This window comes from Vibrio rumoiensis (assembly GCF_002218045.2).
In the GTDB taxonomy this organism is placed as follows: Bacteria; Pseudomonadota; Gammaproteobacteria; order Enterobacterales; family Vibrionaceae; genus Vibrio; species Vibrio rumoiensis.
The window spans coordinates 2,070,322-2,087,958 of sequence record NZ_AP018685.1 but is presented as its reverse complement, the minus strand read 5'-3'; the positions used below and the strand labels follow the sequence as shown (position 1 = coordinate 2,087,958).

The following is a 17,637-nucleotide window of genomic DNA, read 5'->3' as shown; positions in this document are numbered from 1 at the left end:
TCGATTTATTTAAGAGGACAGGACGTGAGTATCTACGACGCTGATGAAGAACAACAAGTAGAAGCAATCAAAGATTGGTGGCGAGCAAATGGCAAAGCGGTAGTGATTGGTATCGTTGTCGGTATCGGTGGCATTATCGGATGGCGTTATTATCAAGATACATTAACGAGTGCTCAAGAAGCCGCCTCTCATGGCTATACTGCCGCCGTTTCAAATTTAGAAGCGAAAGGTATTGATGCTGCAGAGTCTGCTCAAAAATTCATTGATAGTAACGATAAAACCTCGTATGCAGTTTTAACGTCATTGCAATTGGCAAAGGTACAAATCGATGCTGATAAACTGGATGATGCGCTTAATCAGTTAAAATGGGCTCAAGCTCATACTGATGATGAGACTTTAACGCCAATTATTGCTTATCGCACTGCTCGAGTTCTTGCAGCTAAAGGTGATTTTGATAATGCAATTAAAGCGGTTTCAGATGTGAAATCCGAGGCTTGGAAAGCGAGAAATCAAGAGCTAATGGGAGATATCTACCTATTAAAAGGTGATAAGAACGCAGCAGCGAAAGCTTATACTCAAGCTCAACAAGATGGTTCCACTGACCAAGCACTGCAAATAAAACTTGATGATCTTGCAAAGTAAAGGATGTCTTGCATGAAGAAAATGTTCAACCGCAGCTTAGCGATTTCAGTTATTGCACTCGGTCTTTTAGGCTGTTCTAGTGAAGAAGATACGATTGTGATGGCTCCACTACCTGTAGTAAATAGCCAATTCACTCCAAAGCAAGACTGGAGCGCTTCTATCGGCGATGGGGTTGGACATTATTTTTCAAAGCTCTCACCGGTTTATGCTTATGGCAAAGTGTTTGTAGCCAGCCGTGATGGTGAAGTTAAAGCTCTTGATCCAGAGACTGGCGATACCATTTGGAAGCAGGACTTGTCAGAAAAAGGTCCCGCTCGCTTGTCAGGGGGCTTAACCGCTTCTTATGATAAGTTATATATTGGTACAGAAAATGGCGAAGCTTTTGCTTTATCAGTTGAAGATGGTTCGATTGTTTGGCAAAAGAAAGTGGATGGCGAAATATTAGCTAAGCCACTAGCGGATGAAAGTTTAGTGATGTTCCATACGAGTAAAGGCTCGATGGTCGCGTTAAAACAGGATACTGGCGATAAAGCATGGGATATCAGTAATGAGGTTCCTAACTTGACTTTGCGTGGTGATAGTTCTCCTGTTTCCGTTTCGGGTGGCGTTTTCTGGGGAATGGCAAATGGCCGTCTTGCAGCCGCATTGATTCAACGTGGCCAGTTATTGTGGCAACAACCGATTGGTACACCAAAAGGTTCTACGGAAATAGATCGTCTTGTTGATGTCGATGCTAGCCCTTTAATTATCGGCTCGAACTTATACGCGGTTGGTATTAATGGTCAATTAGTGGCGATTGATTTACGTTCAGGCGCCCCAATGTGGAAGCGTACTTATTCTTCTGCAACTGATCTTGCAACGGATGGAAGTCGTATCTTTGTCGTGACTGACAAAGATCATATCTCTGCGGTAGATGTTCGTAGCGGCACAGAGCTTTGGAGCAATGATTCGTTAGAATATCGTCAACTAACTGCTCCGACTATGCTAGGTGAATATCTGGTTGTGGCGGATGGGGAAGGTTACTTACATTGGTTGGACCGAACGACTGGTAAGTTTGTTGCTCAGCAACTGATTGATGACGATGGTATTACGACGGCGCCAATTGAAACGGATGACGGTTTTATTATCATTGGTCGAGATGGTGATATAAAGAAAATGCAGATCCCTGAAGGATCATGATATAATCTGCGACCCTGATTTTATCAGTATGAGTAATCGGCTCCTATCCAATTTGGATATATAGGAGCCGTTGTTATTCTTAGCCATATCATTTAGAAGCGTGGTTAAGATATTTGAATAGATTAAGTGGTTATAGGTAAGCATCATGTCTATGTTAATTACCTATAACTGCTGTCGTTATTTTTAGATTGTAGAGGTAAATATGATTCCTGTAGTAGCTCTAGTTGGGCGTCCAAACGTTGGTAAATCCACGTTATTTAATCGTCTTACACGTACACGTGACGCACTGGTGGCTGACTTTCCAGGCTTAACTCGCGATCGTAAATACGGTCAAGCCAAATCTGGTGAGCATGAGTTCATCGTCATTGATACCGGTGGTATTGATGGTACTGAAGATGGCGTTGAAACTAAAATGGCAGAGCAATCTTTGGCGGCGATTGAAGAAGCCGATGTTGTTTTGTTTATGGTTGATGGACGTGCAGGCTTAACGGTTGCCGATGAAGCGATTGCCCGTCACTTACGTATGCGTGAAAAGCCAAGCATGCTGGTTGTGAATAAAGTTGATGGTATTGATGCCGATGCGGCCAGTGCTGAGTTTTGGCAACTTGGTATGGATAAGATTTATCAAATTGCTGCGGCACATGGTCGTGGTGTGATGAGCCTTATTGATAAAGCATTGAAGCCATTTTCTGATGAGCTAGCAGCAGAGCAAGCCTTACTTAATGGTGATATTGAAGACCTGACGGGTGAAATTGATCCTGAAGAAGAACAATTAGAGTACACAGAAGAGCAAGCGGAAGCGGAATTTAAGCGTCTACAAGACCAACCAATTAAACTGGCTATCATCGGTCGCCCGAATGTGGGTAAATCAACGCTGACTAACCGAATTTTAGGTGAAGAGCGTGTTGTCGTTTATGACATGCCTGGCACCACTCGTGATTCTATCTACATCCCAATGAAGCGTGATGAGCGTGAATATGTGTTGATTGATACCGCGGGTGTCCGTCGTCGTAAGCGTATCAATGAAGCGGTTGAAAAGTTCTCAGTGATTAAAACATTGAAGGCGATTGAAGATGCTAACGTTGTATTAGTGATTATTGATGCTCGCGAAAACATTTCAGATCAAGATCTAAGCTTATTGGGCTTTGCGCTTAATGCGGGGCGTTCACTCGTGATCGCGGTAAATAAGTGGGATGGTCTAGATACTGATGTGAAAGAGAGAGTAAAAAAAGAGTTGGATCGACGTTTAGGTTTTGTCGATTTTGCTCGCATTCACTTTATCTCAGCTTTACATGGAACAGGTGTGGGGCACTTATTTGAATCTGTGCAAGAAGCGTATAAATCCGCGACGACGCGTGTTGGTACTTCGGTTCTTACTCGTATTATGAAGATGGCTCAAGATGACCATCAGCCGCCGCTTATCCGTGGCCGTCGTGTGAAGATGAAATATGCTCATGCGGGTGGTTATAACCCACCAATCGTGGTTGTCCATGGTAACCAAGTAAAAGATCTTCCGGATTCTTACAAGCGTTACTTGATGAACTATTTCCGCCGTTCTTTGGAAATCATGGGTACTCCAATCCGCATTCAATTCCAAAACAGTGAGAACCCATTTGAGAATCAAGCACCAACGAAGAAAGCGGGTTATTCTGAAGAGCAAAAACGTAAACGCATGGTGAGTCTAATCAAGCGTGGCCGTAAAAAATAATCAGAGTATTTGAACGACAATGATTTTAATCTTAAATACCACTCTAATTGAGTGGTATTTTTGTATCTAGCCTATGTTGCATGATTCGCCGACTTATTGTTATTCTTATCGTCGTTTTGAACCTTACTTTGTGTGTAAGATAGCGCAACCTCTATACTCGCTAACTTCGCTCGATATGAAACGGCAGTCTGTTTTACGGATGTACTAACAGTAAAGCTCTAGCCATTTAATATTCTGGAAGCATAAAATTAATCTAGACACTGGATAAGTAACATCTTCTGTTAGAGTATGATCTTCCAGTTTAATACCCTAAATTGTTATTCTATGAATATTTAAAATATCGGATCATGGTGATTAAAAATGATTAACCGATATTTTATCCTTTTAAAAATTGAAATGCAGAACATGTAACTTATGCTTTCGGCATATGGTGATATAAATATTCTTAATGGGGTAGATCGCTGATCACAAGGTAGAAAGCGGAAGATCGGAGTAAGATCTCATTATCTTGGGTAAATCAGAAGTAGTTGAAGGAGGGGGGAATGAATAAGAATGAGTGTTCTTGTTGTGAAGGAGAGTTAGTGTGGAATTCTAATAATAAAGCCGGGAAAGATAGCTATCAGTGTCAGGTTTGTAACCTTACTTTTAATCAATTAGCGTTTTGTCCTGATTGCAAGTGGCAAGCCGAGAAAATTCAAGCTTGTGGGGCGGTGAGTTACTTTTGCCCTAACTGTAATGAATTGAAGTCTAAATCCCGTATTACTTTTCAATACCAAAAGAATGGCGCCTAAATAAAAAAGCCAGATAGTTTATTAAGACTACCTGGCCTTCATGCTATCAATACATTATTAATCGTTACGATTGATGTAGGTTGATTCAAAATCTTCAGAAGATAGAGGACGATCCCAATAGTAACCTTGCATGAAATCACAACGAAGGGATTTCAGGTTTTGGCAGACGTCTAAGCTTTCAACGCCTTCCGCGACGACTTTTAAATCAAGCATCTTTCCAAGAGAAAGGATTCCTTTTACTAATTGCTCTGATTTCTTCGACGTGTTTAAGCTAAAGATAAAGCTCTTGTCTATTTTTACTATATCTATTGGGAAATCATGCAAATGGCTTAATGATGAGAAGCCTGTCCCGAAGTCATCTAAGGCAATTTTTATACCTAATTGAGAAAGTTCTTGGCAGTGCTTCATGACCTGCTTCTGGTTATGAAGTAACGCGGTCTCAGTCATCTCAAGCAGAATATTATTTGGTGATATTTGGTATTGCTGTAATTTAGCTTTAACTTTATCGGTAAAGTCATCTTGATTAAATTGAGTACTAGAAATATTGATGCTGATATAAAAGTCAGGATTATGATCGATTGCCCAGCGTTTTAAATCTGATAGAGCTTGATCTAATATCCAATCACCGAGCTGTGCCATCGCGCCACATTTCTCGGCTAAAGGAATAAACTCATCAGGGTAAACCATACCTAATTGTGCATTGTTCCAACGCACTAATGCCTCACAGCCGACTATTTTATTCGTTTCAGCCGATATGATCGGTTGGAAATTCAGGTAAAATTCCGAATTTACAAAAGCATTAGGAAATTGCTGCGTTACTTCATAATGGTGTTGACGCAATTTTTGTTGTTCAGGATTAAATATATGAAACGTCTTGCCAGATTGGGAGCCTTGAGTACAAGCTACGGTTGCCATATCGAGGACTTCTTCAAAACGATGTTCGTTATTGTAAGAAAAAGCACAGCCGATACTCACAGGGACGGTGATTTTTTTACCATCTAATTCTAGCGGAGAAGAAAATAATTCACGAAGTAGGCACGCTAACGTTTCTGTTTCACCCGCCAACGTATCGGGTGATGATGTGCTGTGGACTAAAATTAATTCAGAATTACTAATGTAGTAGATTTCAACACCATTAGGGACACAGAGCTTAACTTGCGAATAAAACTCTTGAGCCAGGCGCTGTGCATCGACTAAGCCTAAATTATCTCGAATATCGAAAGCTTGTATATTTCGAATGAAGAGAATGGAGAGGTTGAGAGCATCTTTATGTGAATATTTTAATTGCCCAAGAGACTGAGTTGGTAAGTTTGTTAATGCATTATAATGCTCGTGCTGCTGTAGCTCTTTACTTAATTTATTATTTTCACTATGTATCGCTAGCGAACTTTCAATTGAATTAACCAGTAGTTGCATTAGACGTTGAAACTTTTCGTCAAAGTGACGTTCTTTCCTATCTAAAATGCAGAAGGTACCAAAAGACTCCCCATCAGGAAGGTGGATAGGTAAGCCGTAATAGGAGATCATTCCAAGCTTTATGTCTGGGGTATTTTTCCATTTATCGAGTTTTAGCGCATTTTGAATCAACAAAGGAGAATCTGTTTGAATCACATGATGGCAATATAAGTCATGGCATAGAGCCTCCTCGTCACCTAGGTGATAAGGATTATCTTCAGTATTATTGCTCCTAACGATCACTTCCATGCTGTTGTCTTTTTTACGCATAATAAGCGCAACAGGGACATCAGCAAGTTCGGCGATCAAATTTGCAATTTCTTGCCATAGCGATGGCCATGTTTCTTGTTGCTGATTCAAATCAAGCCTCACTATATAAATGTCTTGCTTCTACTCGCTAGATATTATTCATACAACTACTGAGTATATATCACCATCAGTAAATGTCGTTTTAATCGTTTGCCCTGATCTTAGCTGCTTAGTAGAGTTGATCAGCTTGCCATTTTCATCTTTAGTAATTGAATAACCTCGCTTTAAAGTAGACAGTGGGTTAACTGTGTCGAGTTTTTCTGCTTGAAGAGAAAGTCGATATTGTTGACTCAGTAATTGTTGATTGATTGCTTGTATTAACCGAGTTTTATTACTTTTCAGACGATATTGATTGCGTTCGATGGTCTTACTTGGTGAATAAAAATTTAACTTCTGCTGCATTCGGCTGAGTTGATTTTGCGATTGTACCAACTGGCGAACTAATGCTTGTTGCAGGCGAGAGTGTAAGTCATCTAACTTTTGACTTTGTTTTTCCAATTGGTAACGCGGGTGCTGTTTTTCTAAAGAAAACTGTAAACGATTAATCCGGGCTTTTTGTTGATGATCATAATGACGCCAAGCGCTCATTAGCGCTTGTTGCTTACTTAAAATGGTTTGAGCTTTATGGCTATTATCTCGGCTGACTAACTCAGCCGCAGCCGACGGCGTTGGTGCTCGTACATCGGCAACAAAATCAGCAATAGTGACATCAATTTCATGACCAACCGCACTGACAATCGGAATTTGGCTTGCGGCAATCGTTCTTGCCACGATCTCATGGTTAAAACACCATAAATCTTCCAGTGAGCCGCCACCTCGACCGACAATCAATATGTCACACTCATTACGACTATTTGCGCGTCCAATCGCTTGGGCAATTTTAAATGCTGCCTCTTCACCCTGAACGACCGTAGGGTAAATCACGACCGGTAAACTTGGATCCCGACGTTTTAAAACATCTAAAATATCGTAGAGTGCAGCGCCGGTTTTTGAGGTGATCACCCCAATGCGTTTAGGGTTGTCTGGTAACGGTTTTTTTAGGTGTTGAGCAAATAAGCCTTCACCCGCTAATTTCATTTTTAACTCATCGAACATTTGTTGTAAGCGACCGTCGCCTTCAGGTTGCATACTTTCGATGATAAGTTGGTAGTCACCGCGAGGTTCATAGAGAGATAAACGTGCTTTAACGAGAACTTGATTGCCATTAAGCGGTTTAAAACTCACTCGTCGGTTATTCCCTTTAAACATGGCACACTTAACTTGCGCTCGTGCATCTTTTAAAGAGAAATACCAATGGCCGGAAACTGGGGCTGAAAAGTTGGATAGCTCACCTACGAGCCACACAATCCCCATTTCATTTTCAAGTAACATTCTGACTTCGGCATTTAAGCGCGAAACAGTAAAAATATTAGGGTTAGGATCAGGAATCATCGCTTGCCATTGGGTTAGGTGAACGGAATATTATCAATGGCTTAGATTATAGCGTGTGTTGGTAGCAAAACCTAATGTTGACGCGCATTTGGAGTAGGCAAATCAACTTGATAATAGTCGTAAGTGAACGAAATTTAATCATTATTATACTGAATAATAAAGCAGGGAAAATAATCATAAAGAAACTATGAAAAACGGCTAGTCAAACGATTGCGCGAGGCGTATAATCCCGCTGCAATATCAAATCCCAAATTCATTTTGTTATGCGAAACGATGAAATGACTTTTTTGCGGAGAGTTTATGCTCAATGCGGGATTTATCCTTCTAACACTCTTATGTGAGATATTGCAATGTTACGAATCGCTAAAGAAGCTTTAACGTTTGATGACGTACTGCTCGTCCCAGCACACTCCACTGTTCTTCCTAATACAGCTGATCTTCGCACTCAGTTGACTAAAAAGATCACCCTTAATGTTCCTATGATTTCTGCCGCTATGGATACGGTAACAGAAGCTCGTCTAGCTATTGCGCTAGCGCAAGAGGGCGGCATCGGTTTTATTCATAAGAATATGTCAATCGAAGAACAAGCTGAGCAAGTTCGCTTAGTGAAAATCTACGAAGCCGGTGTCGTAAGCAACCCGGTGACGATTCGTCCAAATGCAACCATTACTGATGTAAAAAAACTGACAGAGAAACACGGTTTCGCTGGTTTCCCAGTGGTTACTCAAAGCAATGAGCTTGTAGGTATTATTACTGGCCGTGACGTTCGCTTTGTGACAGATTTGACCAAAACAGTTGAACAGGTCATGACCCCAAAAGATCGTCTTGCGACGGTTAAAGAAGGTGAGTCATTGTCGAATGTTCAACAGTTAATGCAAGAACGTCGTATTGAAAAAGTATTAGTGGTCAATGAGGCTTTTCAATTATCAGGCATGATCACTGCGAAAGACTTCCAAAAAGCGGAAAGTAAACCAAATGCTTGTAAAGATGAGCAAGGCCGCTTACGTGTTGGTGCTGCCGTCGGCGCAGGTGCTGGCAATGAAGCGCGTGTTCAAGCGCTGGTTGAAGCGGGTGTAGACGTATTACTTATCGACTCTTCTCACGGTCACTCTCAAGGTGTATTGGATCGTATTAAAGAAACTCGTGCTTTATTCCCTAACCTACAAATTATTGGCGGCAACGTTGCAACGGCTGCTGGTGCTCGTGCATTGATTGATGCTGGTGTGGATGCTGTAAAAGTGGGTATCGGCCCGGGTTCTATTTGTACGACTCGTATCGTTACGGGAGTTGGTGTTCCTCAGATTACTGCCATTTCTGAAGCAGCAAGCGCAGCAGCTGAGTTTGGTATTCCTGTGATTGCCGATGGTGGTATTCGTTTTTCAGGAGATATTTGTAAAGCCATTGCCGCTGGAGCATCTTGTGTGATGGTTGGCTCAATGTTCGCGGGTACTGAAGAAGCACCGGGTGAAATTATTTTATACCAAGGTCGTTCATACAAATCTTACCGTGGTATGGGCTCATTAGGCGCCATGTCTCAAGGATCATCCGATCGTTACTTCCAGTCGGATAACGCAGCAGACAAACTTGTTCCTGAAGGAATTGAAGGTCGTACAGCTTATAAAGGCCATTTGAAAGAGATCATTCATCAACAAATGGGTGGTTTACGCTCAAGCATGGGCTTAACTGGCAGTGCAACCATCGAAGATATGCGAACCAAAGCTGAGTTTGTTCGTATTTCTGGTGCGGGCATGCAAGAGTCACATGTACACGATGTGCAAATTACCAAAGAAGCACCAAATTACCGCTTAGGTTAAAATTTTCATCTAACACGAGTTATTGAGTCCAATAACTGCGTGGTAGTTTAAAATTATGCAGATATAAAATTTAAAGGTGTGAGACGTTGAGCTAGAAACAAGCAGAAGGATGCTTTTCAACACTCGAAACTCACACCCAATTCACTTTGATTAGATTATTAGAGAACACTAATGACAACCAATATCCATGCTGAACGCATTTTAATTTTAGATTTTGGCTCTCAATACACCCAATTGATTGCTCGTCGTATCCGTGAAATCGGTGTGTACTGTGAACTGTGGAGCTGGGATGTAGATGAAGCGGATATCCGTGAATTTAATCCAAACGGTATTATCTTATCAGGTGGTCCTGAAAGTGTGACGGAAGCGGGTTCTCCTCGTGCTCCGGAATATGTATTTAATGCTGGCGTACCGGTATTTGGTATTTGTTACGGCATGCAAACCATGTCAGAGCAATTAGGCGGTAAAGTTGCCGGTTCGAACGAACGTGAATTTGGTTACGCTCAAGTGAAATCAGTGGCAGACTGCGCTTTATTCAAAAATATCGAAGATGCGATTTCAGAAGATGGTAAACCACTATTAGATGTATGGATGAGCCACGGTGACAAAGTGGTTGAGATCCCAAGCGATTTCACCAAAGTTGCTCAAACCGATACTTGCCCATACGCGGCGATGGCGAATGAAGAAAAACGTTTTTATGGCGTACAATTCCACCCAGAAGTAACGCACACTCGTCAAGGCTTACGCATGCTTGAAAACTTTGTGTTGAATATCTGTGGTTGTAGCAAACTGTGGACGCCATCTTCTATCATCGAAGATGCAGTAGCTCGTATTAAAGAGCAAGTGGGTGATGATGAAGTGATCCTAGGGCTATCTGGCGGTGTCGACTCCTCAGTGGTTGCGATGTTAATCCACCGCGCTATTGGTCCTAAGTTGACTTGTGTATTCGTCGATAACGGCCTATTACGTTTGAACGAAGCTGAACAAGTTATGGAAATGTTTGGTGATCACTTCGGTCTTAATATTATCCATGTAGATGCAGAAAACCGCTTCCTAGATGCATTGGGTGGTGAAGCGGAACCAGAAGCGAAACGTAAGATCATTGGTCGTGTGTTTGTCGAAATCTTTGATGAAGAATCGAAGAAGCTGAAGAATGCGAAATGGTTGGCGCAAGGCACTATCTACCCAGATGTCATCGAATCAGCGGCATCGAAAACCGGCAAAGCACACGTGATCAAATCACACCATAACGTTGGCGGTCTGCCAGATGATATGGCGATGGGCCTAGTTGAGCCATTGCGTGAATTGTTTAAAGATGAAGTGCGTAAGATTGGTTTAGAGCTTGGTCTGCCATATAACATGCTTTACCGTCACCCATTCCCAGGTCCTGGCCTAGGTGTACGTGTTCTTGGTGAAGTGAAGAAAGAGTACTGTGACTTGCTACGTCGCGCCGATGCTATCTTTATTGAAGAACTGCATGCCGCGGATCTTTACAACAAAGTATCGCAAGCCTTTACGGTATTCTTGCCAGTACGTTCTGTAGGCGTAATGGGCGATGGCCGTAAATACGATTGGGTTGTGTCACTACGCGCTGTTGAAACGATTGATTTCATGACTGCACATTGGGCGCACCTACCGTACGATTTCCTAGGTAAGGTATCTAACCGTATCATTAACGAAATCGATGGTATTTCTCGCGTGGTTTACGATATTTCAGGTAAACCACCTGCGACGATCGAGTGGGAGTAGGGCTTGCTATAAATAGCTAACCCACTGTTCTAAAAAATAAAATGCCAGTCAGTTTTTGACTGGCATTTTTTATGGCTTGTTCATGGAGATCGGTTCAAAGGTTAGTTAAGATAACTAAAACTTCATTATCTTTTCAAATCTAAAGAACTCTTCTTCATTCAAAACTAAGTTATCGACGTCACTATCCCTAACCTGAGAATCATCTTCTAGATGGTATTGGTTAAAGAACTCAACAATGTGGAAACCACACTTATTGATATAAAAGTTGATGTTCCTTTTTTCAAAATAAGGAGTGACTGTTGTCCAAACCTTAGTTTCAGGATACGCCGCTTCAATCGCTTTCCATGATTCCAGCCCTAAACCTTTGTTATGGATTTCGGGATAAATAAAAAACAGGTCGAGACTGTTGCATTGGGTATCCGTATTAATATTCAGTACAACCCCACCCACTTTCTCGCCTCCGTATACTATATGATTGATTACGGCTCCCTTAGCGTTAAAAGAACCAGATATATCTTCATCTGATGGGATCGGCTCACTGTGCGATGGGCCAAATTGCTCGACCAATGCATCGGTAAAAGTCTGCTGCAACTTTGTTTTAAAGGCCGATAGATCTTCTAGTCCTACTGGTATCAGACGTACACATTTCTCATTCATAACCTAAATTAACCTTTTGAAAATAGTATTTTTTATTTTTTTAATGCTTCTTATTTCGAACAAATCGACAAAAACTGACTGTCAGTGGTAAGCATAGGATCTGCTTCAGTATTACTTCAGCCCGCCACCTAACGCTTTATATAGAAATACCGCGTTATTTAGTTCTTGTTGTTTGAGTTCCAGTAACGTTTGTTTAGCTAGATAAAGTTGACGCTGCGAATCCAACAGTTCTAAACGTCGCTCCACTCCCGCTTTGTAACGAAGATCAGATAACTTAGCCCTTTTCTCCGCTGCAGATACGACTCTCTTTTGCGCGATAGTTTGTAACTGATATGTTTCACTTCCAACTAAACCATCTGCGACTTCTTTAAACGCAACTTGAATTGCTTTTTCATATTCTGCAATTGAAGTCGATTTACGAACTTTCGCCAGTTCTAACTCCGCATCAAGTCTGCCGCCTTGAAATATAGGCAGCGTCACTTGCGGTGCTATTGACCAAGTTTCGAAGCCGGATCCCACTAAGTTCCTCACATCTTGACTTACATATCCGATCGAAGTTGTCAGTGATATACGAGGAAAATACGCAGCTCGAGCTGCACCAATATCCTCGTTAGCGGCAATTAAATTCTGCTCCGCTTGCAAAATATCAGGTCGATGTAGCAACAAGTCAGACGGCAACCCAGCAGGTAAAGAGGTATTCACTGATTGATCAGAGAGCAAATCTGGCTCTGGAAGATCACTCGGTATCTCTGAACCGACTAACTGACGCAGTGCGTTCCTTGCCTGCTCTAAAGCTCGCTTATTCGCAATCTTTATCGCTTCTGCACTTGCTACTTGCCCCTCTGCTTGAGCGACATCAAGAGCACTGTTTTGCTTAGCCATTCGTAGTTGAATCGTTAACTCTAATGATTTTTTCCAATCCGCTAACGTATCTTCCGCCAATTTTAGTTGCTCATAGGCGAGTTGTTCAGAAAAATAGGCTTCACTAATCGAACTAATCAACGATATTTGTGCCGCTTGACGCCCGTAATCACTCGCTAGATAGCGGGCAAAAGCCGCATCTGACAACGAACGTGCGCGTCCAAACAAATCAATTTCGAATGCACTAATTCCAACGTTTAAACTACTCTGCTCTTCTATTTGAGATACCTTGGGATCTCCTCCAGTAACAGATCGCTGCCTTGTAGAATCAAGTGATAGCCCCACATTCGGCAATCTTGCAGAGCGTTCGATTCCATATTGAGCTTTCATTGCTTCTACATTTAGTGTCGCAATACGAAGATCTCTGTTATTGAACAACGCTAACTCGATAAGCGCCTGCAAGCGCTTATCAATGAACATTTCTCGCCAACCCATTTCCGCCGTTGGAATTGCAGATGCCGGAATGGTTTGACCATTTACAGTAAATACTTCCGGTATTGGTGCAGCAGGCTTAGTCATTTCTGGAGTCAGAGAACAGGCTGACAGAAATAAAACCATAATAAAAACAATATAATGCATAGTACTAACCTTTAATCTGCATAGGTGACTTCTAGTTTCTCTGTTGCCAAGACTTTAAACGCTCTTGAATACTCATCACGAACACGAAGAAAGCTGGAACAAAGTAAATCGCAAGTAATGTAGCGCTGACCATTCCACCGAACACACCGGTTCCGATAGCTCGTTGAGTTTCTGCACTAGCGCCTGAGGCTAGCATCAGTGGTACAACACCAAGACCGAATGCCAGAGAGGTCATCAAGATAGGTCTTAATCGTAACTTCGCTGCTTGAACGGCTGACTGTACCAACCCGTTGCCTTGCTCTCTTAACTGTTTGGCAAATTCAACAATTAGAATTGCGTTTTTCGCCGAAAGACCAATTACGGTGATCATGCCGACTTTGAAGAAAACGTCGTTTGGCATGTCACGTACGACAATAGCGACTACCGCACCTAACAATCCCAAGGGCACGACCAACATCACCGATAAAGGAATAGCCCAACTCTCATAGAGTGCTGCAAGCACTAAGAAAACGACTAGCATCGATAACGCCATTAGCATCGGTGCTTGTTTTGCTGAGTGAAGCTCTTGCAATGCCTGTCCAGTCCATGCAATGGTGAAGCCTGATGGAAGTTGCTTCGCCATTTGTTCTATTTCAGCCATCGCCTCGCCGCTGGAAACTCCAGCAGCTGCGCTACCAGAAATTCGAACCGCAGGATAACCCTGGAAGCGAATAAATTGCGGTGCCGACTCAGACCAAATAGGTGTCACGATTTCTGATAACGGAACCATTCCACCATTAATGTTTCTCACATAAAGCTTAAGTACGTCCTCAATCTGCATCCTTGATGAAGCATCTGCTTGCATAATGACTTGCTGCATTCTGCCTTCATTAGGAAAGTCGTTGATGTATAACGATCCAATCGCAGTTGATAACGTCTCACTAATACTCGTAAATGAAACACCTAACGCCTCAGCTTTCTGGCGATCAATATCTAAATGAATACTCGTACCTGCAGGAAGTCCATCAGAATAGATATCGCTAAGTGACTTACTATTTTTCGCTAACTCTAACATCTTGGCCTCAACGGCTTTCAATGCCTCGTATCCCTGATTACCGCGATCTTGCAAGAAAAACGTAATATCAGAGCTGGTTCCTAGCTCTTCAATAGAAGGAGGCAGCATGTGCATAACCGTGCCTTCTTTTACGTCAGCCATCGCTTCCTCAGCAAGTTTTAACTCATCCAGTGTTGAGGTATCGTCGCGTGATTCCCAATCTTTCAACGTGGTAAAACTCTGCGCGGTGTTAGTACCTGAACCGGAAAATCCAAAACCAATCACCGTCATTGTTGACTCAATTGCAGGACGGCTTAACGCATGCTGTTCAAATTTTTTCACAACATCCAACGTACGTGCTGTCGTTGCGTCTGCCGGAAGTTGAATATTGGTAATAAAATAGCCTTGGTCTTCTTCTGGTAAAAACGATGACGGCAACTGTCTATAGACGAGAACCAAAATTGCGCACAGAAACACAAAGACAAGCATCATTCGTCCTTTGCGATTCACTAATGTGCTGACCTGAGCTTCATATCTATTGTTCATTCGGTTAAAGCCACGATTAAACCATTTAGCGAATCTTGTTTGCTCGTGGTGATTACCATTAACCGGTTTTAGCAACGTGGCACAAAGCGCCGGCGTTAGGGTCAGCGCCAAAAATGCTGAAAACAGAATTGATACCGCCATCGATAATGTAAACTGCTTATAAATGGCGCCAACCGAATCACTGGCAAATGCCATCGGGATGAAAACCGCCGTTAGTACAAGTGTGATACCTATGATGGCGCCAGTAATCTCCTTCATGGCCTTTGATGTCGCCTCTTTCGGAGATAAGCCTTTTTCCGACATCAAGCGTTCCACATTTTCGACAACGACAATCGCATCATCGACGATAATGCCTATCGCCAGAACCATACCGAACATCGTTAACACGTTGATCGAAAAGCCGGTTAACAGCATGACGGTGAACGTCCCCAACAAGGCTATCGGCGCTACGATGGCTGGGATTAAGGTGTAGCGAATATTCTGTAAAAACAAAAGCATAACAAAAAATACCAGCACCATAGCTTCAACTAAGGTATGGATAACCTTATTGATTGAAACTTTAACGAAAGGTGCTGTATTAAATGGAATTGAATAGGTCATCCCAGAAGGTAGACTTTGACTCAACTCCGCCAAACGCTTTTGTACCGCATCCGCAGTTTTAACAGCATTCGCTCCCGATGTGAGCTGAATAGCCGCAGCCGTCGCTGTTTTACCATTTTCACGATTTAAATATCCATAGGATTGAGAGCCGATTTCTACACGTGCAACGTCGCTTAGGACGACTTTCGAACCGTTGTTATTTGCGCGAAGAATAATATTGGAAAATTTTTCAACACTGGTTAACTGGCCTTGCACGGTTAATGGAACCGTTACTCGTTGCCCTAATACCGTCGGCGCGGCACCGATACTTCCGGGTGCGATTTGTGTATTTTGCTGAGTGATAGCCTGACTAACATCATTCATTGTTAAACCCAATGAGTTGAGCTTACTCGGGTCAACCCAGATCCTCATTGCCTTCTCAGCACCAAATGACTGTACACGTCCCACACCGTCAATACGGCGCAGTTCATCTACGATGTTGCGAGCCAAATAGTCGTTTAATGCGATTTCATCAAAGCGGTTATCATCAGATTTCAATCCGACAATCATCAAAAAGTTGGATGTTGCGGATTCTACGGACAATCCGCTTTGGCGCACCACCTGAGGTAAACGAGATTCGACCGCTTTCAGTTGGTTTTGAACGTCAACTTGCGCCATATCAGAATCTGTTCCCGGCTTAAATGTAGCCGTAATAGACGCAGAACCTGAGTTGTCAGCAGACGACTCGAAATACATCAAGTTCTTAACGTTCGACAGCTCACCCTCGATAAGACTAAGTACACCGTCATTCATTTCCTTCGGGCTGGCTCCCGGATATGTCGCCATAATACTGACCGTTGGCGGCGCAACAGAGGGATAACGGGAAATAGGTAACTTCGGAATCGAAAGGCATCCAAACAAAATAATGAAAAGAGCTATAACCCAAGCAAATACCGGACGATGAATAAAAAACTGAGACATAAAAAAGACTCTCTAACCTTAATTAGTTTGTTGCAGATGTTAAAAAAATCTCAGATTCTTCCCATTTGCGTTGGTCGACAAGAATATCGTCCTGAAGCCTTTCCTTGCCTTCTACAACGATATTTTCTCCTTTGCTAATACCCGATTTCACGCGGTACTGACCATTGATCAATTCTCCGAGCTTTACAGGTTTCAAATGTGCACGCCCTTCCTGATCAATACTCCAAAGATGAGGAGCACCGGCAAGATGCATAACCGCTTGTTGCGGAACAACTAACGCGTTGTCATAACTCGAATAAAGTACCCTTGCCTTAACGAACATACCCGGTAATAGCAAACGTTGAGAGTTGTCCACGAGTACTCGTAACAACACATCACCTGTGCCTACATCGATATTGATTCCAGAAAACAAGATTTCACCTTTAACTGGATAAGGAGATCCGTTGCTGCGTAAAATTTCAATTTTTGTTCCAGCAACGCTAGGTTCTCCATCAGATTTGGCCGCTAAAGCCTCACGAATTGCTTCTAATGAAGACGCTGGTCGACGAATATCAATAAAAACTTGATCGATCTGTTGAATGCGCGTCATCGGGGTTGCGTCTGTACTGCTAACCAGAGCGCCTTCTGTCACTAGGGTTTGCTCTATCAGCCCAGATATTGGGGCTTTTACATTGGCGAATTTCAAATCAAGCATACGACGAGTCAAAGTGGCTTTAGCGACCGCAACTTCTGCAGCTGCTTGATCACGCTGTAACACAACATCGTCATACTCTTGACGACTAATCGCATCAGCTTCCACCAAAGGTTTTAAGCGTAGTTCTTTATCCAAAGAACGTTTGTAGGTCACCTGCGCTCTTTGTAAATTAGCTTTGGCTGTGTCAACTTCCGCTGCAAATGGCGCAGGATCAATCTGGAATAAAGACTGACCAGCTTTCACTTCGGCACCTTGTTTGAACATCCGATGTTGTACAATCCCAACCACTTGTGGACGAATCTCCGAAACGCGTACGGCCTTCACTCTTCCAGGAAGCTCTTCATACACATCTAATTGTTGTGGTTGCGTCGTTATTGTTGAAACTAAAGGTAAAGACTCTTTTAGTCCGACTTCATTTTCGTCTTTATTGGATTGATTACAGCCAACTAAAAAGAAAAGTAGCAATATATGTAAGCTGCTAGATACACATATATTTATCTTTTTCACTGAGGTATCCTCTGAACAAATTAAAGCGGACTATCCGCTGTAGGTAGCTGTAGAGTCTAATA

12 protein-coding genes are annotated in these 17,637 nt (G+C 42.5%); 6 read left to right on the top strand and 6 right to left on the bottom strand.

Features of this window, described 5'->3' with window-relative positions; genetic code table 11:
* Window positions 1-24 precede the first annotated feature (24 nt).
* The 4 genes from VRUMOI_RS09575 to VRUMOI_RS09560 all read left to right on the top strand — a co-directional run bounded on the left by VRUMOI_RS09575 (window position 25) and on the right by VRUMOI_RS09560 (window position 4,320).
* Window positions 25-642 (top strand): YfgM family protein, encoded by a 618-nt coding sequence (locus VRUMOI_RS09575; protein WP_089139454.1) that lies wholly within the window; start codon window positions 25-27, stop codon window positions 640-642.
* Window positions 643-654: 12 nt separating this feature from the next.
* Window positions 655-1,821, top strand: a complete 1,167-nt coding sequence (gene bamB, locus VRUMOI_RS09570; RefSeq protein WP_089139455.1) for an outer membrane protein assembly factor BamB — start codon at window positions 655-657, stop codon at window positions 1,819-1,821.
* 202 nt (window positions 1,822-2,023) lie between these two features.
* The gene (der, locus tag VRUMOI_RS09565) at window positions 2,024-3,529 is read left to right on the top strand and encodes a ribosome biogenesis GTPase Der (RefSeq protein WP_089139456.1); all 1,506 of its coding nucleotides are present in this window, start codon (window positions 2,024-2,026) and stop codon (window positions 3,527-3,529) included.
* Window positions 3,530-4,071: 542 nt separating this feature from the next.
* A complete protein-coding gene (locus VRUMOI_RS09560) occupies window positions 4,072-4,320 on the top strand; it encodes a zinc ribbon domain-containing protein (protein WP_089139457.1) in 249 nt (82 codons plus the stop codon).
* A 57-nt stretch (window positions 4,321-4,377) separates the two neighbouring features.
* On the opposite strand, the gene VRUMOI_RS09555 is transcribed toward VRUMOI_RS09560, so the two are convergent.
* Together VRUMOI_RS09555 and xseA are read right to left on the bottom strand one after the other, a co-directional pair.
* The gene (locus VRUMOI_RS09555; protein WP_089139458.1) at window positions 4,378-6,135 is read right to left on the bottom strand and encodes a sensor domain-containing phosphodiesterase; all 1,758 of its coding nucleotides are present in this window, start codon (window positions 6,133-6,135) and stop codon (window positions 4,378-4,380) included.
* A gap of 48 nt (window positions 6,136-6,183) precedes the next feature.
* Window positions 6,184-7,515 (bottom strand): exodeoxyribonuclease VII large subunit, encoded by a 1,332-nt coding sequence (gene xseA, locus VRUMOI_RS09550; protein ID WP_089139459.1) that lies wholly within the window; start codon window positions 7,513-7,515, stop codon window positions 6,184-6,186.
* 350 nt (window positions 7,516-7,865) lie between these two features.
* Here xseA and guaB point away from each other — a divergent pair, with 350 nt between their 5' ends.
* Together guaB and guaA are read left to right on the top strand one after the other, a co-directional pair.
* The gene (guaB, locus tag VRUMOI_RS09545; protein ID WP_089139460.1) at window positions 7,866-9,329 is read left to right on the top strand and encodes an IMP dehydrogenase; all 1,464 of its coding nucleotides are present in this window, start codon (window positions 7,866-7,868) and stop codon (window positions 9,327-9,329) included.
* Window positions 9,330-9,500: 171 nt separating this feature from the next.
* Complete coding sequence (guaA, locus tag VRUMOI_RS09540) at window positions 9,501-11,078, top strand: glutamine-hydrolyzing GMP synthase (RefSeq protein ID WP_089139461.1); 1,578 nt, start codon at window positions 9,501-9,503, stop codon at window positions 11,076-11,078.
* Window positions 11,079-11,192: 114 nt separating this feature from the next.
* On the opposite strand, the gene VRUMOI_RS09535 is transcribed toward guaA, so the two are convergent.
* The 4 genes from VRUMOI_RS09535 to VRUMOI_RS09520 all read right to left on the bottom strand — a co-directional run bounded on the left by VRUMOI_RS09535 (window position 11,193) and on the right by VRUMOI_RS09520 (window position 17,575).
* Entirely contained in the window at window positions 11,193-11,735 is a 543-nt protein-coding gene (locus VRUMOI_RS09535) for a GNAT family N-acetyltransferase (RefSeq protein WP_089139462.1), read from the bottom strand.
* Between the two features lie 111 nt (window positions 11,736-11,846).
* On the bottom strand, window positions 11,847-13,235 hold the full coding sequence (locus VRUMOI_RS09530) for an efflux transporter outer membrane subunit (protein ID WP_089139463.1): 1,389 nt from the start codon (window positions 13,233-13,235) through the stop codon (window positions 11,847-11,849).
* 31 nt (window positions 13,236-13,266) lie between these two features.
* Window positions 13,267-16,374: an efflux RND transporter permease subunit gene (locus VRUMOI_RS09525; RefSeq protein WP_089139464.1), complete on the bottom strand. Its 3,108-nt coding sequence runs from the start codon at window positions 16,372-16,374 to the stop codon at window positions 13,267-13,269.
* 22 nt (window positions 16,375-16,396) lie between these two features.
* Window positions 16,397-17,575 (bottom strand): efflux RND transporter periplasmic adaptor subunit, encoded by a 1,179-nt coding sequence (locus tag VRUMOI_RS09520; RefSeq protein WP_231897446.1) that lies wholly within the window; start codon window positions 17,573-17,575, stop codon window positions 16,397-16,399.
* Between the last annotated feature and the right edge of the window lie 62 nt (window positions 17,576-17,637).